Source organism: Parabacteroides caecihominis (assembly GCF_023656785.1).
Taxonomy (GTDB): Bacteria; Bacteroidota; Bacteroidia; order Bacteroidales; family Tannerellaceae; genus Parabacteroides; species Parabacteroides segnis.
Window position 1 is genome coordinate 34,680 of the sequence record NZ_JAMOKS010000041.1, and the last position, 22,773, is coordinate 57,452.

At 46.6% G+C, this 22,773-nt stretch carries 13 protein-coding genes; 5 read left to right on the forward strand and 8 right to left on the reverse strand.

The window, feature by feature from the left end; genetic code table 11:
• Positions 1-165 precede the first annotated feature (165 nt).
• From NBH14_RS24470 to NBH14_RS24490, 5 genes are all read left to right on the forward strand, one after another.
• A complete protein-coding gene (locus NBH14_RS24470) occupies positions 166-3,381 on the forward strand; it encodes a SusC/RagA family TonB-linked outer membrane protein (protein ID WP_186957810.1) in 3,216 nt (1,071 codons plus the stop codon).
• A gap of 21 nt (positions 3,382-3,402) precedes the next feature.
• Complete coding sequence (locus NBH14_RS24475) at positions 3,403-5,118, forward strand: RagB/SusD family nutrient uptake outer membrane protein (RefSeq protein WP_186957811.1); 1,716 nt, start codon at positions 3,403-3,405, stop codon at positions 5,116-5,118.
• A gap of 82 nt (positions 5,119-5,200) precedes the next feature.
• Positions 5,201-7,441, forward strand: coding sequence for a glycoside hydrolase family 3 N-terminal domain-containing protein (locus NBH14_RS24480; protein WP_186957812.1), 2,241 nt, complete (start codon positions 5,201-5,203; stop codon positions 7,439-7,441).
• A gap of 5 nt (positions 7,442-7,446) precedes the next feature.
• Entirely contained in the window at positions 7,447-8,712 is a 1,266-nt protein-coding gene (locus NBH14_RS24485) for a glycoside hydrolase family 5 protein (RefSeq protein WP_186957813.1), read from the forward strand.
• A gap of 4 nt (positions 8,713-8,716) precedes the next feature.
• Positions 8,717-10,954 carry a glycoside hydrolase family 3 C-terminal domain-containing protein gene (locus tag NBH14_RS24490; RefSeq protein ID WP_186957814.1) on the forward strand — a complete coding sequence of 746 codons (2,238 nt, stop codon included), beginning with the start codon at positions 8,717-8,719 and terminating at the stop codon, positions 10,952-10,954.
• Positions 10,955-10,992: 38 nt separating this feature from the next.
• On the opposite strand, the gene NBH14_RS24495 is transcribed toward NBH14_RS24490, so the two are convergent.
• From NBH14_RS24495 to NBH14_RS24530, 8 genes are all read right to left on the reverse strand, one after another.
• Positions 10,993-11,400, reverse strand: coding sequence for a HEPN domain-containing protein (locus tag NBH14_RS24495; RefSeq protein ID WP_186957815.1), 408 nt, complete (start codon positions 11,398-11,400; stop codon positions 10,993-10,995).
• Positions 11,397-11,711 (reverse strand): nucleotidyltransferase domain-containing protein, encoded by a 315-nt coding sequence (locus tag NBH14_RS24500; RefSeq protein WP_186957816.1) that lies wholly within the window; start codon positions 11,709-11,711, stop codon positions 11,397-11,399. Before NBH14_RS24500 ends, NBH14_RS24495 begins: the two co-directional genes overlap by 4 nt.
• A 134-nt stretch (positions 11,712-11,845) precedes the next feature.
• The gene (locus tag NBH14_RS24505) at positions 11,846-14,323 is read right to left on the reverse strand and encodes an outer membrane protein assembly factor BamB family protein (protein WP_186957817.1); all 2,478 of its coding nucleotides are present in this window, start codon (positions 14,321-14,323) and stop codon (positions 11,846-11,848) included.
• 40 nt (positions 14,324-14,363) lie between these two features.
• Positions 14,364-15,305, reverse strand: a complete 942-nt coding sequence (locus NBH14_RS24510) for an endonuclease/exonuclease/phosphatase family protein (protein WP_186957818.1) — start codon at positions 15,303-15,305, stop codon at positions 14,364-14,366.
• Positions 15,306-15,465: 160 nt separating this feature from the next.
• The gene (locus NBH14_RS24515; RefSeq protein ID WP_186957819.1) at positions 15,466-17,253 is read right to left on the reverse strand and encodes a RagB/SusD family nutrient uptake outer membrane protein; all 1,788 of its coding nucleotides are present in this window, start codon (positions 17,251-17,253) and stop codon (positions 15,466-15,468) included.
• Positions 17,254-17,272: 19 nt separating this feature from the next.
• The gene (locus NBH14_RS24520) at positions 17,273-20,752 is read right to left on the reverse strand and encodes a TonB-dependent receptor (RefSeq protein WP_186957820.1); all 3,480 of its coding nucleotides are present in this window, start codon (positions 20,750-20,752) and stop codon (positions 17,273-17,275) included.
• A gap of 121 nt (positions 20,753-20,873) precedes the next feature.
• On the reverse strand, positions 20,874-21,956 hold the full coding sequence (locus NBH14_RS24525) for a FecR family protein (protein WP_186957821.1): 1,083 nt from the start codon (positions 21,954-21,956) through the stop codon (positions 20,874-20,876).
• A gap of 65 nt (positions 21,957-22,021) precedes the next feature.
• Positions 22,022-22,570, reverse strand: a complete 549-nt coding sequence (locus NBH14_RS24530) for an RNA polymerase sigma factor (protein ID WP_186957822.1) — start codon at positions 22,568-22,570, stop codon at positions 22,022-22,024.
• Between the last annotated feature and the right edge of the window lie 203 nt (positions 22,571-22,773).

Sequence of the window (22,773 nt, forward strand, 5' to 3'; positions counted from 1 at the left end):
TCAAACCACATATTCAAACCACTATATATCAACAATATAACAATTTTATAGATTTACCGATCCGGTTTACCAGTCCATTGGTACCGGTTATTCGCGCTATACTTTTGCAAGTACAAAAAGTGTAGAACAAATTAGTACGTTAACTTTAAAAAATGTATTCGTCTTATGAAAAACATTTTATTAAAAAAGAGGCTTCTTAAAGGTATGATACCTTTGTTGTGCCTATTGTTATTTCCGACATTTGTGTTTGCCCAAAAACTGACAGTCAGTGGACAGGTCAAAGACGCCCTCGGCGAACCGGTCATCGGCGCCAATGTAGTAGTAAAAGGAACCACCAACGGGGCCATGACGGACCTGGACGGTATGTTCACCATCAATGAGGTAGAAAAAGGCTCTACCATCGTCGTTTCTTTTATCGGTTATTTACCCCAATCCATCGTTGTTTCAGGCAATGCGCCATTATCCGTTACGCTGGCGGAAGACAACCAGGCGCTGGATGAAGTGGTCGTTATCGGTTACGGTGTGCAGAAAAAGAGTGTGGTAACGGCCTCCATCGCCAAAGTAGGTGCGGACGAATTGGCCCAGACAGCTCCCGTCCGTGTCGATAATGCGTTGAAAGGGCTGGCAGCCGGTGTACAGGTGACCACACAGAACGGCCAACCGGGTACAGGCTCAGTTATCCGTGTACGCGGAACAGGCACCATCAACACCGCCGACCCTCTTTATATCGTAGACGGCATGCCCATCAACGGAGGTATCGACAACATCAATCCGGCCGACATTGCTTCTATCGAAGTATTGAAAGATGCTGCTTCGGCAGCTGTGTACGGTTCACGTGCCGCCAACGGGGTTGTTTTGGTTACGACCAAGCAAGGGGCCATCGGCAAAGTGAAAGTGTCTTACGACTTCTCTTATGGCTGGCAATCCGCCTGGAAAAAACGCAGTATGCTGAATGCGTCCGAATACGCGACCCTGATGAACGAAGCACAACAGTATTCCAACGGCACCGACCGTTTTTCAAACACCAATCTGGGTGTAGGCACCGACTGGCAGGATGTATTGTTTAACGACGGCGCTCCCGTACAGAACCATCAGTTAAGTATCAGTGGGGCAAACGAGAAAGTAAGCTATTATTTCTCCGCCGGTTATTATAACCAGGAAGGTATTATCGGTGGAAACTACGACCGTTCCAACTACGAACGCCTTTCATTCCGCAGCAATACCCTTTATACCTTATTCGACGAAACGAAGAACCGCAGCTGGTTAAGAAAAATGACCGTCGGTGTCAATATGTCTTATTCCCGTATAAACAATATAGGGGTAAGCGCCGGTAACCTGACCGGTTCTCCGCTGGGGGATGCCCTTTTCCTGGACCCGACCATGGAAGTATATGCACAGGATGAGGATCACGTAAACGGCTATACGGCAGATATCCGCAGCAAGTACGGCGACCCTGTACGCGACCAGCTCACCGGACAGGTATTGCAGATTCCGGAAAACTTCAACGAAATTACGAATCCGCTGGGCCGCATGTCCGCACAGCCCGGAAGAAAAAACAATTCAGACAAAGTCATTGCCAACCTGACGGCCGAACTCGGCATCTGGGATAACCTGAAATATAAGTTCTCCTGGGGTTCCGACCTTGCATTCTGGGGATATGACGAATGGAATCACCCTTATTATCTGGGCAGAAACTGCAACCAATCCATTGCAGACGGACGTTCCAGCGTGATGTCCGAAATGAACCGCGGCTATACCTGGCAGATTGAAAATGTGTTGACTTACGACAAAACAATCAGCCAGCATACTTTCAATGTGGTATTAGGACAGTCTGCCGAACGCAACACAGGCCGCCGCCTGTACGGTATGGCAAAAGATTTGATTGCCTACATGGGTGATAAGGCCAATATAGACTTTACGACCTCCCTGCCGAACAACGGAAACCGGAATACCGAAGGAGGATTAACCGACCCGAACTCGCTGGCTTCTTATTTCGGACGTTTAAGCTACAACTTCGCCGAACGTTATATGTTGCAGCTCACCGTACGCCGCGACGGTTCATCACGCTTCGGTGAAAACAACAAGTGGGGTACTTTCCCTTCCGTTTCTTTAGGATGGAATTTAACGAACGAATCGTTTATGGAAAAACGCCCGGACTGGCTGACCAATACGAAAATACGCCTTTCATGGGGTAAGAACGGTAACGAGGCTATCGGTAACTTCCGCTACACGGCGAATGTATCGATGAATAACAACTATCCTTTCGGCGCTTATGGCAGAGGCCAACAAATCGTAATGGGTTCCAAGCCTTCCGGCACTCCTAATGCCGATTTGATGTGGGAAGAATCAGAACAGTATGATGCCGGTATCGATTTCGGCTTCCTGGGTAACGCATTGACCTTTACGGTCGATTACTACCAGAAGAAGACCAACGGTATGCTGAAAGAAATGGCCATACCGAATTATCTGGGCGAATCCAAACCCTGGGGGAATGTCGGTTCGATGAAAAACGAAGGGGTTGAATTTGAAGTCGGTTATAAATATAGCCACAAGGACTTCCGTTTCGGCGTCAACGCCAACCTCTCCTATTTGAAAAACAAATTGGTAGACTTAGGCACAGCCGACGGTTTCGAGATGATGGACCAGGTACATATCCTGGGAAATGTCGGCCGTGCGGAGAACGGTATGCCTTATCCTTACTTCTACGGTTACAAGACAGCCGGTATCTTCCAGAATCAGGCGGAAATCGACGCTTATACAAACAGCAAGGGAGAGAAATTGCAGCCGCTTGCCGTTCCCGGAGATGTGAAATTCGTAGACTTTGACAAAGACGGTACAATCGACGATAAAGATAAAACCATGATTGGTAAAGGTACTCCGGACTGGACTTTCGGTCTGAACCTGACGGCCGCTTATAAAGACATTGACTTTTCAGTCTTGTTTTCCGGTTCATTGGGACAGGATATTATGGACGTAACCCGCCGCCTGGATGTGTCTTCCGTTAATGTACCCCAGGAATTTATGAAACGCTGGCATGGAGAAGGTACTTCCAACACAATGCCCCGCTTCTGTTACCCGGGTGACGATATGAACGGCAACTGGAAGAAAGTATCCGATTTATACGTCCACAACGGCAGTTTCGCCCGCATTAAAAATATGCAGATAGGTTACACTTTGCCGAAGAACCTGACATGCAAATTCTTTGTCGACAGACTTCGTCTCTATGTCGCTGCCGAGAACTTGTTGACACTGACTTCTTACAAAGGTCTTGACCCGGAAATAAATGCGACAGACGCAGCCGGAGATAAATCAAACGGCATCGACCGCGGCTATTATCCGCAGGCACGTACATTCACTGTCGGCTTAAATCTTAATTTCTAATCACTTAATAACGGAATCGATATGAAAAAGAATAGACTATATACTTTCGCCGCTGCCATACTACTTGCATCAGGACTTGTTTCGTGCGGCGACAGTTTCTTAACCGAAGAACCGGCAAGCAGTGTGCCCATCACAGGGTATTATACTGACAATGCCAAAATGATAGAAGCCATGGCAGCCGCTTACGACCCGATGCAGTGGTTCGATTATTTTAACGGCTGGTTCCCTCTGAACCTTGCCTGGGATGCTGCAAGCGATGATATTTACCCGGGTGGCAGCGACACGTCCGACCAGGGTTATCTTCACGAAATCTCCTGGTATGGCTGTAGCCCTACCAATGACATAAAAGGAGCATGGACCGTTGCCTACTCCGGCATCAACCGCTCCATCCGCTTAATGGACAATGCTGAAGAGGCAAACATCTCCGAAGCAGATAAAAAGTCTTACAACGCGGAAGGACGGGTACTGCGCGACTGGTATTACCTGGTATTGTGGAAAACCTGGGGAAATGTTCCATTTTATACGGAGAATCTGACTTTCCCATATATCGCAGAACAGTTGAAAGCAGACGAAGTATACAATAACATGGTAACCGACCTGGAAGAGGTGCTGGATTCCAAAATTCTTCCGATGAAACGTGAACTCACATGGGCCGGACGAATGACTCAGGCAGCCGCTGCCATGATCTATGCCGATTATGTCATGTACCAGAAAGACGAAAGCCGTTACTCCAAAGCATTGGGTTATGTAAAAGAGGTTATCGCTTCGGGACAATATAAGCTGGTTACGGACTACGACGACCTGTTCACTTATGCTACGGAATGGTCCGACGAAATCATCCTCGATATCAACTACATCTCTGCCGGTGGTAAACGCGGCTGGGGAGACGCTGGGGCCTGTGGGGGTACTGTCATCCCTGCTATGATTGGTGTGGATGGTTTGACTTACGTCGGCGGCCAGGAAACAGGACATGGCCCGTATACTGAATTTGAAGGTGGCTGGGGTTTCTGTGTGATTACCCGGGATGCATATGAAGCCTTTGAACCGGGAGATATCCGTCGGGATGTAGCAGTCCTGAACCTGGATACGTACCAGGAGGAAATGATGAACAGGGGAATCGCTGTGAATTATACGGGCCGTTATCAGAACACCGGTTATTTCCTGCGCAAATATCTAGGCCGTCCGGGCGGTAAGGCTGACCAGGCTGGTGATGCGGACCTGAACTGGGAAAACAACTTTCATCTGTATCGTTATGCAGAAACACTGCTGGTTGCAGCAGAACTGGCATGGCGCACCAATTCGGGAGAAGCACAAGGTTATTTCGACCAGGTACGCGAACGTGCCGGTCTGAGTCCCAAAGCGATTACCGAAGAAGCCATCATGCAGGAACGCCGTGTAGAATTGCTGGGCGAAGGGAAACGTTATTTCGACCTGGTTCGTTTCGGTAAAGCCGCTGAAGTCCTGAAACCGGGTGGCGGTGCTATTTATGTGACAAAGGATGCCCATCGTTTTGTCTGCACGGAAGGTACCGTTACGCAGGACAAGCCGAAAGGCGAAGTTAAAACCAACGCAGACGGTAAACCTCTCAACCTGGTTATCAACGGCGAACTGAAATGGACAGGGACAGGAGCAGCTATTCCGCAGCGTCCGCAGTGGACCGAGAACAAAAAGTATCTTCCGATTCCTCAGATTGAAATCGAATCATCCCATGGAGCTACTGTTCAGAATCCATATTAATCGAATATAAAACAGAGGGATATCCTCAGAATGAAATAGTCTGTTTCATCCCGGAGGATATCCCTGCTTATCTTACTATGCCATGAAAATAAAACGATTATCTGTCTACCTGCTGCTTTTGCCATTCTTATCATGCGCAGAACCCCAGGGAACGCAAGAAGGAGATATTGAAAGCCGGGTGAACGCCTTGTTAGAGCAAATGACCTTGCAGGAAAAGATTGGCCAGATGAACCAGCTAAGTCCTTTCGGCGGCCTGGAAGAAATGGCCGGGTTCATCCGGGAAGGGAATGTCGGTTCGCTGTTAAACCTGACCGATCCGGAACTGGTAAACAAAGCGCAGAGAATAGCCGTAGAAGAATCCCACCTGGGTATTCCCCTGCTCATGTCACGCGACGTCATCCACGGCTATAAAACCATCTTCCCCATCCCGTTGGGACAGGCGGCAACTTTCAACCCGCAACTGGTGGAAGACGGTGCCCGTGTGGCGGCTGTCGAAGCGTCGGCCGACGGCATCCGCTGGACCTTTGCCCCAATGATCGATATATCGCGCGACCCACGGTGGGGACGCATCGCCGAGAGCTGCGGTGAAGACCCGTATCTGAGCTCCGTGATGGGGGTAGCCATGGTGAAAGGTTTCCAAGGCGATTCCCTGAACAATCCGACGGCTGTTGCAGCCTGTGCCAAACACTTTGTAGGTTATGGTGCATCGGAAGGAGGACGCGATTACAATTCCACCTTTATTCCCGAACGCCAGCTGCGCAACGTCTATTTTCCTCCGTTCGAAGCGGCTGCCAAAGCCGGATGCGCCACGTTCATGACTTCTTTCAATGATAACGACGGAATTCCCTCGACAGGTAACAGTTTCATCCTGAAAGATGTGCTGCGCGGCGAATGGAATTACGACGGACTGGTGGTAACAGACTGGGCATCCTCGGCCGAAATGATTTCCCATGGTTTCTGCAAAGACGAGAAAGAAGCAGCCATGAAATCCGTGAATGCCGGCATCGACATGGAAATGGTAAGCGGTACGTTTATCCGCAACCTGGAAGAACTTGTCAAGGAGAAGAAAGTATCGGAAGCAGCGATTGATGAGGCAGTCCGTAACATCCTCCGTCTTAAATTCCGCCTGGGACTGTTTGATAACCCCTATGTAGACACAGACCAACAAGTAAAATATGCGCCCACCCACCTGGCAAAAGCCAAAGAGGCGGCAGAACAATCGGTTATCTTATTAAAGAACGACCGCGAAACCTTACCTTTTACCGATAAGATACGTACCCTTGCCGTAATAGGACCGTTGGCCGATGCCGCCCACGACCAGATGGGAACCTGGGTATTCGACGGAGAAAAGGAACATACGCAAACAATACTGGCAGCCTTAACGGAAATGTATGGCGATAAAGTACGAATCATCTACGAACCCGGATTAGGTTATAGCCGCGACAAGCATACAGCCGGCATCGCCAAAGCCGTGAATGCCGCTATGCGTGCCGATGCCGTACTGGTATGCGCCGGAGAAGAGTCTATCCTCTCAGGCGAAGCGCACTCGTTAGCCGACCTGCATTTGCAGGGAGCGCAGAGTGAACTGATAGCCTCCCTGGCAAAGATAGGGAAACCGCTTGTGACGGTGGTTATGGCAGGCCGTCCGCTGACAATCGGGCAGGAAGTCGAACAGTCCGACGCCGTTCTCTACGCTTTCCATCCGGGAACAATGGGCGGACCGGCCCTTGCCGACCTGCTCTTCGGAAAAACGGTACCAAGCGGAAAAACACCCGTTACCTTCCCGAAGATGGTAGGCCAGATACCTGTTTACTATGCACATAACAATACGGGCCGCCCTGCCTCCCGCCAGGAAACGTTGATAGACGATATCCCGCAGGAAGCCGGGCAGACCTCCCTGGGCTGTACTTCCTTCTACATGGATGCCGGTTTCGACCCTTTGTTCCCGTTCGGTTACGGATTGTCTTACACCACCTTCGGCTATGACAACCTGCAATTGGCAACGAATCAGTTGGCTGTCGACGGAACACTGGAAATCAGCTTCGACCTGACAAATACCGGTAAGTATGAAGGCACGGAAGTCGTGCAACTGTACGTACAGGACAAAGCCGGTTCCATCACCCGCCCGGTCAAAGAGTTGAAAGGCTTCCGGCGGATTCCTCTGAAGCAAGGTGAGACAAAGACAGTCTCTTTCTCACTCCCCGTCGAAGAACTGGCCTTCTGGAACATCGACCGGCAGAGAGTAGTCGAGCCGGGCGAGTTTAACCTCTGGGTCGGCCCTAACAGCGCCGAAGGATTACAAACAACATTCACAGTAAAATAACAGACATGAAAAAGAATATCTATTTAATACTCATGCTCCTGCTGGTATCCGTTACCGGATGCCGGCAGCACACCGGCACTGCAGATGCGGATACGGCCGACCTGCCGCCGGAAGCATTCATGCGTATCTCCGGTACCGACCTGATTACCCCCAAAGGGCAGAAGTTCTTTATCAAAGGGACGAACCTTGGCAACTGGCTGAACCCGGAAGGGTATATGTTTGGCTTCAACAAGACAAATTCGCCGGGACGTATCAACCAGATGCTCTGCGAACTGGTCGGTCCCGACTTCACCGCTGAGTTCTGGAAAGCGTTCAAAGATAACTATATTACCCGCGACGATATACGGTTCATTGCGGCGACCGGCGCTAACACCATCCGTCTTCCCTTCCATTATAAACTCTTCACCGACGAGGATTATATGGGATTGACGGCCAATCAGGACGGTTTTGCCCGCATAGACAGTGTAGTCGGCTGGTGCCGCGAGACAGGCCTCTACCTGATTCTCGATATGCACGATGCTCCGGGCGGACAGACCGGCGATAACATCGACGACAGCTACGGGTATCCCTGGTTGTTCGAGAGCGAAGCCAGCCAGCAGCTATTCTGCGACATCTGGAAAAAGATTGCAGGCTATTATAAGAACGAGCCGGTTATCCTCGGCTACGAACTGGCAAATGAGCCTATCGCTCCTTATTTCAGCAATATGGAAGAGTTGAACGGCAAGCTGGAATCGTTGTATAAACGAGCCACAGCCGCCATCCGCGAGGCAGACACCAACCATATCATCCTGCTGGGCGGCGCGCAGTGGAACGGTAACTTCCGCCCGTTCATCGACTCCACCTTCGACAATAAAATCATGTATACCTGCCATCGTTACGGAGGCGATGCCTCCAAAGCAGCCATTCAGGAGATCATCGACTTCCGCGACCGGGTAAACCTCCCCATGTATATGGGCGAAATCGGACATAATACAGAAGCCTGGCAGAACGCTTTCTGCCATGTGATGGAAGAGAACAACATCGGCTGGACGTTCTGGCCGTACAAGAAAATCGACAAATCCTCCTTTGCCGGCATCAAAGCACCAGCCGGCTGGGACGCTGTCGTTGCCTTCTCCGAAGCTCCCCGGGGCACATACCAGGAAATCCGTGATGCCCGGCCGGACCAGGAAACAGCCAAAGCAGCTTTAACGGAGTTTATAGAGAACAGCCGCATACAGCAATGCGTCATACAAAACGAATATATCCGCTCACTAGGTTTAAAGACACAATAACAACATGAAACTAATCAAATACATCGCTTGCAGCCTGTTGTTGCTACCCGGTTTCGGGCAGGCACAGCAGGAAGTCCCCACTTATCTGGACAGTAGCAAACCCATTGAAGAACGTGTGGAAGATGCACTGTCACGCCTCACGCTGGAAGAAAAGGTAGCACTGACACATGCCCAGTCCAAGTTTTGTTCGCCGGGCGTCGCACGCCTGGGCATTCCCGAATTTTGGATGACCGACGGCCCCCACGGCATTCGTCCCGAAGTCTTATGGGATGAATGGGAGCAGGCGGGATGGACCAACGACTCCTGCGTAGCCTTCCCGGCTCTGACCTGCCTGGCTGCCAGCTGGGACCCGGAGATAGCCAGGTTATATGGTAAAAGCATCGGTGAAGAAGCCCGTTACCGGAATAAAACGGTCTTGCTGGGCCCCGGTGTAAACATCTACCGCTCGCCACTGAACGCCCGCAATTTCGAGTATATGGGCGAAGACCCTTATCTGGCCGGAAAGATGGTAGTCCCCTATGTGCAAGGCGTCCAGCAGAACGGTGTAGCAGCCTGTGTGAAACATTATGCACTCAACAACCAGGAAGTAAACCGCCACACGACCAACGTCATCGTAGACGACCGTGCCCTCTATGAAATCTACCTGCCCGCCTTCAAGGCGGCCGTTCAGGAAGGAAATGCCTGGGCCATCATGGGTTCCTACAACCTGTATAAGAATCAGCACGGTTGCCATAACCAGTACCTCCTGAACGACATACTGAAAGGCGAATGGGGTTTCGACGGTGTTGTCGTCTCCGACTGGGGAGGTGTTCATAACACGCAGGAAGCCATCACCAACGGACTCGATATGGAGTTCGGAAGCTGGACCAACGGATTGTCCAACGGAGCAAGCAACGCTTACGACAATTATTATCTGGCAGATCCTTACCTGAAACTGATTCGTGAAGGCAAAGTCGGAACAAAAGAACTGGACGACAAGGTAAGACGCATTCTGCGCCTCGCCTACCGCACTACGATGGATAGAAACCGTCCGTACGGCTCGCTCTGCTCGGAAGCCCATTTTGCCGCAGCCCGCCGTATCGGTGAAGAGGGTATCGTGTTATTGCAGAATCGGAATAACCTGCTCCCTATCGACCTGAACCAGGCAAAAAGAATAGCCGTCATCGGAGAGAATGCCATCAAAATGATGACTGTAGGCGGCGGTTCTTCTTCCCTGAAAGTAAAATACGAACTCTCCCCGCTGGACGGCATCCGGAAACGGGTGGGCGACCAGGCGGAGGTCATTTATGCACGTGGTTATGTAGGCGACCCGAGCGGTGAATACAACGGTGTGAAATCCGGCCAGGACCTGGAGGACAACCGTTCGCCGGAAGAGTTGATAGCCGAAGCCGTTGCCGTAGCCAAAGATGCCGATTACGTCATCTTTATCGGCGGCCTGAACAAGAGCGCGCATCAGGACTGCGAGGATGCAGACCGTAAGGAATTAGGTCTGTCTTACGGCCAAGATAAGGTAATAGCCGCCCTGGCAAAGGCAAACAAGAACCTGATTGTAGTAAATATCTCAGGCAACGCCATCGCCATGCCATGGGTGAAAGAAGTCCCCGCCATCGTGCAGGCATGGTATCTGGGGTCGGAAGCAGGTAGCGCCATTGCTTCGGTATTGACGGGAGATGTAAATCCGTCCGGCAAGTTACCGTTTACTTTCCCCGCTTCTTTGCAGGATGTAGGTGCGCATAAACTGGGTGAATATCCGGGTACTCCCCGCAACGACGGCAGCCCTATCGTGGATCAGAAGTACAACGAAGGAATCTTCGTCGGTTATCGCTGGGCGGACAAGGAAAAGACAAAACCGCTGTTCTCTTTCGGTCATGGCCTAAGCTATACCACTTTTGCCTATGGAAAGGCCATAGCCGACAAGAAAGTGATGGGACAGGATGAAACGCTTACCATTACCCTACCTGTCACCAATACAGGCAGTCGCGAAGGTTCGGAAGTAATACAGCTATATATCAGTGATCTGAAATCATCACTGCCCCGTCCTGTAAAGGAACTGAAAGGCTTCAGCAAGGTAAAACTGGCTCCGGGAGAGACCCGGGAGGTAACTTTCACCATCGGAAAAGAGGCGTTGAGTTTCTTCGATGACACCCGCCATGAATGGGTCGCCGAACCAGGTAAGTTCGAAGCATGGATCGGTGCTTCCTCAACAGATATTCGCAATAAAGTAGCATTTGAATTGAAATAAGTACCCCCTGTACTTTCCCTAAGAGATGCTTATCCGGCTTAAGGCTTGGTAAGTATCTCTTTTACTGAATCAATGAACAGGCTGGCCTGTGGGTATAATTCTTCGACCAAGCTTTGGTCGCAATAAACAAAGTCATCATAGTCGCCACTCTGCCTCTTTTCAAAGAGAGTAGAGAAAGTCTTGCCTATTTTTAATGACAGCTTTCCTGTAGAAATAAAATGCAACCCAAGCATTGTTTTCACACCATTATTAGTCTGAGTCTGAATATCATATTTCAGTAATAAAGCTACAGCTGCATAATAACATGCATAATACATACGGTTAACGGCTGCATTATAAAATGATTCCCGTATCATGACCTCTGCCTCTTTCAACGTCTCATAAGCCCGTTGAAGCCTGTAAGCTATCAAAGCTTTCCGGCTTTCTTCATCCAATATTTCTTTCATAATACAATCCCTTCATTTATAATGTTGACATAAAAAGGAGTTTTGAAAGGACGGTTATCCCATAACTTTTTTAAAACGATCATTGGACTGATAGAGATGCCTGTTCGTAACTCCAACTCATAGAGAGGAAGCGTTATTTCTTCTTCTTGTGCCAGTGTCATTGTATCACCGTCAACCAGAATAAGAAGATCGATATCGCTGTCGGGACGGGCATCACCCCGTGCTTCCGAACCATACAAGATAGTCTTTGCACCGGGAGCAATACGACGTACAGTCTCTTTTATTAACTCTACAACTTCAGAACGTTTCATATCTCAATGGTTTCTTTAATACAGTTATAATCAGTAATAATGCAAAGATATAGAATCCTCCAGTCATATACAAACAAAAGGTGCGCCTCCGTTTTGGAAACGCACCTCTCTATTCAAAGCTTAGTATCAAGCTTTTATTCAGAGGCAACGAACGTATAAACGTTTCCTCCGAAATCGACCGCTATCAACGTATTCCCCGAAACGGCTACCGAACCAAATACCGGAGCGCCTGTCGCATGCTTCCAGGCAAATCTTCCGGTCTCCTTATTCACGCCGTAGATAGTTCCGTCGGAAGCTCCTACATAAACCGTATTGCCTGATAAAACAGGACTTGTCTCGATGGTTGCAGATACTTTACGGGAGTAAGGAGAAGTATATACCAACGCATCTCCGGTATTAAACTTCCATTTAATCTCTAGTGTTTCGCTATCCAATGCGACCAAACCGTCTTTTGCGGAGCCGAAGATGATCTCCTTATCTGTCAGTAACGGTGTTGAGGTTACATCGACACTGAAAGGCAGTTCCTTGCGAACAATCACACGGCCTGTATTGGCATCGAGGATAAAGAAAGACTTGTCGGAGATAAGGTAGAGCAGGTCACCATGAACGGCTGCCGATGCGCCGCGGTTACGCAGACCGTTAGTGTCGGCTGTCCATTTCAAGGCGCCGGTCTTCAGGTCGTTGCCGTAGAGGGCACGCCATTGGGAAGAGGCGATCAGCATATTCTTTCCTACGGAGAAGGTGGTGGTGGTGCCTTCGCCCTGCCCCCAGTCTTTATTGCGCCAGATCTCACGTCCGTCTTTAGTGTCGATGGCACAAAGACCTTTGCCTGTCCCGGCATACACAACACCGTCGGAGGCAACCAGACCTTCGATCAAAGAAGGCAGGCCGGCTACCGGCAGTTGTTTCTCCCAGCTTAATTTACCGCTTTGGGCATCTACGGCATACAGATATCCCTGGGCGTCTTGTGCCAACACACGACCATTGTCAATGGCGATAGTGTTTTTGATGGAATTACGTGTCTGGTATTTCCAAAGCAACTCGCCCGTTTGTCCGTTCAGGGCATAAATATGAGCATCACCTTGCAGGTTCTCATCGACAGAGGCAACATAAATCATACCGTTGTAAACCAATGGGGAAGTCATATAGATATTGGCTCCAATATTCTTCACCCAGGCCATTTCGAGAGGCGGGTTTACGCTCGAAGAAGCAGTCGCAACATGCTCGGGAGTTCCTAACAGGTTATTCCAGTCGGCTGACAAATCCGGTTTTACATTTGTTGGTTGATAGGTGAATACCGTTTCGGTTTCCGCCACTTCGCCATTGTTGAAGAGTGCTCTTACTTTCAGGGTAGCCATCTTCCCACGTTGAGCAGCCGTAAAGGGTACTTCGGAGTTCCAGCACCAGTCCGTAGCCTGGCTCAACTTACGATTGCTGACAAATGTCTTTCCATCTATCTGACAAGAATAAGAAACCTCTTTCACGGGAGAGACTGACGAATAGACATTCACTGTCACAGGCACAGCACCCGAAGCCAATACCGGAACTTGTCCTTCGGCCGGAGTAGAGATTTGGATACTTTTATCAAGATAAGTGTAACGCAATTCAGAGGTGAAATCACCTTTCTTGTCCACGTGCAGCACGCGGAAAGCGCTAGTAGAATGGTCGATACCTCCCTTGTCCAGGGTAGCAGTAGAGACAGAGTAGACGTTACCCTGTTTCTTTATGTAATTGATATGCCAGTGACCGTATACCCAGGCTTTCAGGTTATGGTCATTCAAGTTAATTTGTTCCTGGTCGTTGATACCGAAGATAAACTGGTCGCCGTAAGTCAGCAAGTCATGATTGAATACGACAATGGGCTTGCCTTGCGGGATTTGCGCCAGATCGTTCTTCAGCCAGCGATAGACATCTTCCTTCGTATAGCCCGGCTGGTAATCGCCACCCGCCATCGGTGTCACAATATAATGCACGCTACCGGCATCAAAGGAGTAAAAGACGGGGCCGTAGATACTTTCGAACAGTTCCTCGCCGTACTTTCCTTTTACCAGGTCGTGATTGCCGATACAGTAAAAAATAGGACAGTTCATATTGGCCGTGTTCATGAGTTTGATATGAGCTTTCAAACCGTTCTCATAACAGATATCGCCGGTATGGATGATAAAAGCAGCTTCCTCATTAGCCGTGTAATCACGAACGTTGGATACCCAATCACCATGATTGTCGGTGTTGAATATCTCTGTATCAGCGATATGCACATATTTATGACTACCGTCAGATTTGATACCACCGCTGTACGGTTGCAGCCCGAAGTCGTACGACATTTGGTCGCCCTCGATGCGGCGATAATGTTTATTGTTTGTTTTATATCCGGAAGGAGTGGTGATAAAGATGAAACGTTCTCGTTCATGCCCGGGCAGGGTGAAAGAGCCGTCGCCGGCCGTCTTCACGACATTGAGGCCGTCGGAAACGAGGATTCCCGCCATGGCTTTCTCGCCTTTATCAAATACTCCGTTATTGTTTTTATCGACAAAGACATGCCCAGTGTAGGCTGCATTGGCAAAAGAAGCGATGCCGCTCAGCAGGGCGATGCTCAAGATTGTTTTCTTCATGTTATTAATGTGTTTATTTAGAATATCAGTAGTAAGTTTTCTATTTTCTAATCGTAAAGGTTGTCAGCACAAACCCGTGATCAGAAGCATAAAAGAAGTCTTCCCCTTTGAAAGAAAATGCTTCACCCAGAATATTGTCATAGCATTGGGACTCTATCGCCTGTATCGTCTTTCCTTGGTAATAAATGAAGTCGATACGATCCTGGCGATTGACTGTTTCCAGCGAATCGGCATCCGTCAGCCAGGTTGTTCCAATATTCTTCACCGGGTCGGGATTAATCTCACGGAAGCTATCTTTAAAGTTAGCAGCCTGCATCTCTTTGGAGACAGTCCAGTTCACAACGGCACCACCGTGATTATACATATCTTTGGTCGCCTCTGTCCAGTCCAGATGCGAGTGGCTATTGAAATCACCTCCCATGACGATAGGGATACTGTCTGATTCTGCAATCATTGGTTTCAAAGCTCCGAGTATCTTTCGGATTTCTTCATCGCGTGTTCCGGCATCGTCCCAGGCCAAAATTTCTTCTTCCGACTTGTCAGTAGGAACCAAACGTGCATCAGGCAAATAATGGATCCAGGTATCAAACAAGCGGACCGGCGTCCCGTCCATATCGATCTCCACTCCCCCGAAATTGAATGTAGCGATCTGGTCCGGGAAAGTAAACGTCTTTACAATCGGATACCGGCTATAGATAGAAAGATTGCTCGACAACAGACGGTGATAAAACCCCAACGAATCGGCTACTAGGTCAGAAGCCCCGTATGTTTCAATCATCAAAATCACATCCGCCTGGCTTTTCTTCAATACGCCGATAATACCGTCACAAGCTTTCTGACCATACGTTTTGGAATGACCCGCATGCCAGATATTCCAAGAAAGGACAGTGAGTTGTTGTTCTTTCTTCTGCTCAGAACAAGAAGAGAACAAGCTTAAAAGTAATATTACAAATGTAATACTAGTAAAAAGTTGTGTTTTCATGTATATAACTATTGATATGTAGTAGTAATTCAACTACAAAGATAGAAAGATTAAAGTGATTCAAAAATATATCTCAAAAGTTCACACTTATGATAATAAATGTAACTTTTGAGATATACAATATATTCATTCCTACTCAAAGAGTAAAAAATGATCCTGACTATTCAACCCAATACTTATTCTGAACCAAATTCTTATTTAATACAATATCTTGGGTAGCTATCGGACTGTAATAATACTTCGGTTCAATGAACTTCCATTTATTCACCTGAGCAATCAAACGGATATAGCCTTTATCGCCACCGGTCAACTCAATGGTATTACCTTCCAAAATTTCTACATTCAGTTTGTATTTCTCCTTATCTGCTTGCGGAATAGCATCGGCATCTGCCTGTGTTGCCACCACTGCATAATCCGGTTGTCCGTCACCTGTCAAATCGATATAACCCAATTTACCAATGTACATACCTTCCGGAGCTTTTTCCATCAATTTACCGGCACCCCAACGCATCAAATCGTCGAAACGGAATCCTTCGCAAGCCAGTTCGATACGTCTTTCACGACGTACTTCCAAAATCGCCCCTTTCTGTGAAGAAGTAACATTCGGATAACGGTTTGCCTGTACTGGATCGATATTTGCCAACCATTCCGACAAAGTGGCCCGAGGCACACCGGCACGATCCCTGATCAGATTAATGGATCGGTCAATATCATCCTGTGTCAATTCTCCTAACTCCGCTTTGGCTTCCGCATACATCAATAAGACTTCTGCATACCGGATCAAAGGTAGGTCTGTATAAGCTTTACCCCATTCCAATTGATCAAATGTACCTGGAGAAAATTTCACCTGCGGATACCCTCCGATTGTTATTTTCTGACGGTGAGGCTCGCTTGACCCCGGACGAATGAAACCTGGTGTCATAAACGTCTGTCCCAAACGGGGATCCCTGTTTTCAAAGATTTCCAAGAATGTCTTCTTGTCATAATCCGGCACATCCTGGAACCTTTTGGCTTTACCATCCTCAATCACATAATAATCTTCCATCAAGTCACGTGACAAACCGGTAGTCCAGTCAAAACGGGCACCAGCACCGTGCAAACGTCCCAATTCATTGCTATAATCTTCGAAAATAATCATCTCCTTATTGGACGAAAGATCCTGACTGTTAAACAATGCCCCGTAAGCCCCTTCACCGACAGACAATTCATAATTGCCCGTATTCATAATCGCATTACAAGCATCCGCTGCCACTTTGAAAAAGCGGTCTGCATCATTCAACCCCAACTCCGGATGATATTTACGCCAACAACCTTCTGCCAGAGCGATGCGAGCCTGCATAGCCAAAGCTCCGCTTCTATACCAACGTGTCCGTCCGCTACTGTTGTCCTTCATGTTCTTTACAGCAAAATCCAAATCGGCCATGACAGAATCAACAACCAATGCACGCGGGTCTTGCGGCTTGAACAATTCTTCCGTATCGGTTGTCTGCAAATCACGGCTGTACCAAGGCACATCCGAATAAGACAACACTTTATCGTAATACAACTTTGCACGGAACATACGAGCCAAACCAATGTAATGGTTGATTTCCGCAACATCACCTACAACGTTATTGGTTCTTGCCAACATGAAATTGACATTACGGATACTCCCCCAACTCCATGCTCCTGCTTTATTAGGATTCAACTCACCACGCATTTTAGAATAGATACCGGCTTCTTCCACATACATCACATTGTCGGATGCGACATCCCAATAATCGGCAGAGATATATCCATACATGTTATTCGTATAGATTTCCAAATCACCAGGCGTTTTGAAGAAACCATCTTCCGTAATGGATGTTTCTGAATATTTGTCCATAAACGAATCGTTACATCCGCTTAACCCTACCATGCTGACGAATCCTATCGCAGCTATTTTTATCATATTTTTAATAATAGTCATAACTTTCAGCAATTATAAATTAGAATGTAACATTTAAACCAAATGAGTAAGAACGCTGCAACGGATACATCTGTCCACCCAAACATTCCGGATCCAGTTTATAATACTTATACAAACCTGTTATTTCACACAAGTTATCACCAGAGAAGAAGACACGCAAACGCTGGATATTCGCTTTTTCCGTCCACTGTTTCGGCAATGTATAACCAAATGTCAAGTTCTTCAAACGGGCATACGTCGCATTCTGCAAATAACGAGTCTGAGTAAGAGCCGCTTCAGCACCACCTTCTGCCACATACGATTTGAAACGCGGGAAATAGGCATCCTGACTCGGATTCTCTTCCGTCCAACGGTCGTAATAATTACCATACGTAATGTTCGTCCAAGGCTGTGCATAGATACCCCAGAAATATAAGTCACCACTCGGACTGTAATTCTTCTTCAAAACACCCTGTACAAACAAACTCAAGTCGAAACCGTTCCAATCAGCATTCAAATTGAACCCGAAACCATAACGGGCACGGCTGTTACCGATAATCTTATAATCGCCATGGTCGTCAATGGTCCATGAACCGTTATCAATTTTACCGTCATTATTCAAATCCTTAAACTTCAAATCGCCCGGAGCAATCGGCCGTGTACCGATATAAGAAGCGACCTGTGTCTGGTCGGCATGGTTGTCCATATCTTCCTGAGAAGTAAAGAAACCTTCTGTTACCAACCCCCAGATAGAACCTATTTCCCATCCTTCATAGTAATCTTTTAAAGTACCTGTCTCATTTGAAAACTTGGTAATCCAAGAACGACTATCACCAATATTGAAGCTAACCCCGTAGTTCAACGGCTTACCGGCCAATTGCAATTTGTCACGCCAACTGATAGTCAAATCCCAACCGGTTGTCTTCAAATCTGCCGCATTTTCCAATGGCTCACTGGCACCTAAAACATTTGGCAACTCCGCACCGGCCGTCAACATATCCTTTGTTCGGCGAATATATCCATCGACAGTTGCTGACAAACGATTATCCAACAGGGTAACATCCATACCCCAGTCAGCTGTAGTTACCTTTTCCCAAGTCAAGTTGCCGGCAACCAACCCCGGAGCAGAAACACCCACCGGCTGCTTACCATCCAAAATAGCTCCGATCTTTCCTGATCCCATGGTAGCCAGATAAGCATAGTAATTGTCTTTCAAATCTTGGTTTCCCAAACGACCATAAGAGAATCTGAACTTTAAGAAGTCCACATAATCACGTACCGGCTCGAAGAATTTTTCTTCCGAAAGTACCCAAGCCACAGAACCGGACGGGTTGAAAACGTAGCGGTCATCATGCGGGAAACGGGATGTCCCATCGTAACGGCCGTTAAAAGCCAAGATATACTTGTTGTTGAACGTATAATTCAAACGGCCGAACACGCTTCGCATCGCCAACGTAGAAATGCTCTGTCCCACGTTCATATCGCCCGAAGCCAACCCCAGCGTAGGCAAAGACGAAGAAATCAATTCCTTACGGCTTGCAGATGCATAATTCGAACGCCAGTCTTCCTGGTTGAAACCAACCATCGCCGTAAAATCATGCTTTTCATTGAACACCTTATGGAAAGTGGCATATGCGTCAAACGTCAATGTACGGGCGTTAGTACGATTCAAATAAGCCCGAGATACAGGGTCTTGCTGCTTAGCAGGTCTGTCCGGACCATCATAATAATCGACCGGTAAGGAATATCCTTCTTCAGCATTTTTATTCGTTGTATAGTTGAACGAACCATTGACAAAAAGGACATCCTTGATAATGTCAATCTTGGTAGTAAACTGAGTTGATAAAGTCATTTTCTGCTGGTTCCAACGGCCTCCGTCTACTAAACGACCAAACACACTACTACCAGCCTTTGTCCAAGAACCATCCGGGTTATAAGTCACATCCAATGGATTAATACGGTTTACTTCCCAATAATAAGAATCTCCCAAATAGTTTGGTGAATCATAATCAGAATTAACAAAACTGGTATTATTACCGAATGTCCACCAATCCGTCACTTTGAAATCCATTTTGGAGCGGAGGTTATACTTATTGTACTTATCCGTACCATATTTCACCATACCATCCTGGAAGTTGTAGTTGGCAGAGAAAAAGTAGTTCACACGGTCTGTCTTACCGGAAACATCAATCGTATGGTTAGTAGAGAATGCCAAATTCTTATATGCTTCATCAAACCAATCCGTGCTACCGAAATAAGAATAAGTGCCGTCCTGATTCAGATAATAAGGAGAAGTACCCGGCACTTCCGACACTTTCTTAGCATACGCCAATTGTTCTTCATTATAGAGGTTGTACCAAGGATAAGACATGGTATTACGGGTTGAAGCCACAATATAAGGATCGGTAATGACATCTGCCATACCTGTCAGCTTGCGCATACCGAAGTTGTTGTTGTAATTGACCGTCAGCTTTTCCTGTCCGGCCGTCTTGGTCGTCACTAAAATAACACCGAAAGCGGCACGTGAACCGTAAATAGCAGCAGAAGCAGCATCCTTCAGCACAGAAATCGAACCGATATCAGTCGGGTTCATGCGGTTCAGTTCGGCTGCCGAAGATACCACACCGTCAATAACCACCAGCGGATCACCGCCATTGATAGAGGTTGTACCACGAATGTTGAAGCTAGGCGAATCTGTTGCCTGACCACTACCGATGGATACGTTCAAGTTGGCCACCGAACCTTGCAAAGCTTGTCCTACCGTCAGCACAGGTCTGTTTTCCAACACCTTGGTCGGTACTGTTGCAACCGCTCCTGACAAATCCACTTTTTTCTGCGTACCATAACCGATAACTACCACTTCATCCAAAGCTTCACTATCTTCCTTCAAAACGACATTGATGGCAGTTTTGCCACTCAAACTGATTTCCTGCGTTTTATAACCGATATAAGAGATCGCAACTACAGCATTCGAAGGAACATCAGAAATGGAGAAGTTACCATCAGCATCAGTTATGCTGCCGATAGTAGTACCTTTTACCATCACGTTCACACCGATCAGCGGCTCACCGGTCGCATCTTTCACATTACCCGTTACGGTTACCTTCTTTTGCTGCTGCTGATGCTGAGACTCAGCATCAGCAAAACTAACAGGCCTGTTAGTTTTTTCATTTTTGCGGACAATAATCTGACGGTCATTGATGATATATTCAATATCCGTTCCCGCAAACATATTTTTCAGGATAGTTTCAACCGTCTGGTTGTCTACGTCCACATTTACCCTTCTGTTCAAATTGATGTTTGAACCATGATACACAAAAATAAATTCACTGTTCTTTTCGATGTAAGAAAATACATCTTTTACAGTCCGGTTATTCATGCGGACAGTCAACGTGGTTTGTTCCGCATAAGTAGAAGCTGCGTAGATAGCAGATCCTCCATAACTTACCAGACATAAGGCTAAACATGCACTTTTAAGAAAATGAGCCGGTTTTCGGCTGAACTCTTCATTCTTTTTCATACATTTGTAATGTTTTTTCTTTGATACATAATTTAATAGATTAAACAAAAAATTTGAGAACCGGATGATATGGCCGTATCGTTCGGTTCTTTTTTAACTCTAGGGCTTTTACATAGGCATTTTATTTTGATATTATTATATTATTATTTGCATCTGTCTTATACTGAAGGAACATTAACTGGCAAATGATATTGATTACATCTTCCATATTTTCCCGCAAATCCAACTTTCCGGAAATAGGAATATTTCCAATCTCTTCATTATACCAAATGTTACGACCGTAATAACGCGACAACCGGTCCAACGTCTCCCCTACCTTCCGGTCGTTCAGCATCATCATATTATCCTTCCAACAGATATATTCGAAAACATCCACCTCCTTTATATCCACACTTTTATCATTTATCTTCATCATTTGATTGGGAGAGAGTATCGACTTGTTATTCTTTCCGGCATTGACTTCCACCTGCCCATTGACCAGCACGACCGAGGCGGAAACATCTTCTTTATAAGCGCATACGTTGAACTGCGTGCCGAGCACTTTCACATCAAAGCTGTTCGTCTTAACAATGAAAGGACGCGAAGGATCTTTCGCCACATCCAGATAGACTTCACCTTCTACCAGTATTTCTCTTTTATCCGTTTTGAAGACTGCCGGATAAAAAACACGTGTTCCGGCATTGACATACATTTTCGTTCCATCCGAAAAAGTAATGTCCGCCCGCCGGCCCTTTGGCACGATAATCTGATTGATTTCCTCTTTTTTCTCTTTCTTTTCTTCTGCTATTTCCTTTTTTACGACATGCTGCTCCACATTCGATTTCCCATCCACATCATATTTGATCGATGATTCATCTTTCAATTGCATCTTATCATCGCTTTCGATCAAAACAATCTCATCGCCGGACAAAGACGATGTGTTGTTTTCAAGCAAGGCAAGCGACATAGAAGTATCACTCTTCGTATCCATCCAAAAATAAAGACCTACAGAAAGAAGTACAGCTATTGAAGCTGCCACAGACAATATATAACGGGAACGTAATCTGAATGAAGTGCGTGGCTGAGTCGTCCGGGCTTCAATCTCCTGCCACGACGCCAGTGCCTCCTGCAAGTTATCAGACTCTGCATCATGAACTTTCCGGAGTAGGTCTTTCCCGGCCTGCTCAAATGATCTTTTATTTAATATGTTTTGCTTTTTATCCACAAGTAACCTCTTTTATCCCTATTACGGGAGAGGTCTCATTTGGTACTCACTTTTTTTGAATAAAATCAATCTTTTTTCAGATATAATTTCTTAAGACTAGATAAAGATCTGAATAACAGATTTTTACTAGATTGATAATTTATACCCATTATCTCCGCTATTTCTTCATGCTTCAGTTCATTTACATAATACAAATAGATAATTTCCTGCTGATGGGAGGACAGCAAAGAAAAAACCTGCATGAGACGTCTGGCACGGTCATCTACTTCCGAATCGTCGAAAGAGAGTAAAGGGAATAACTCGTCTGTTATAAAAACTTCTTCATACAGGGTGATATCATCGGTCGGTTTTTCCTTTTCCAATGCATCATACAATTTGTTACGTAAGGCTTTGATCAGATACCCTTTCACATTTGGAGTTGGAGAAAGAGAGGGATAGTTCTGAATCAGTTTAATGAAAATATCCTGAATGCAATCTTTTACCAGATCCTTATCGGAAACCAGTTTGGAGCCATAATTATACAACAAAGAATAAAAGCGACAATAGATTTCCTTGAAAGCCTCCTTATCCCCTGTCAAACATGATTCCCATAATTTCTCATCGGATATTTGCATATAAACAATTGCTTATAATTTTGTTATAGCGTCTCAACTATAATTGGTGCGCAAAAATAGATACATAGTATTTCACTCATATTACATCAAAATTAAGTAAGCATTAGTATTAAGATTGTATCATTCATAAACCCATAAATAGTATTTATCTTAAAACATATATCTATCTCTTAAAAGAGTTAGGAAATAGTTCTGTTAGAACT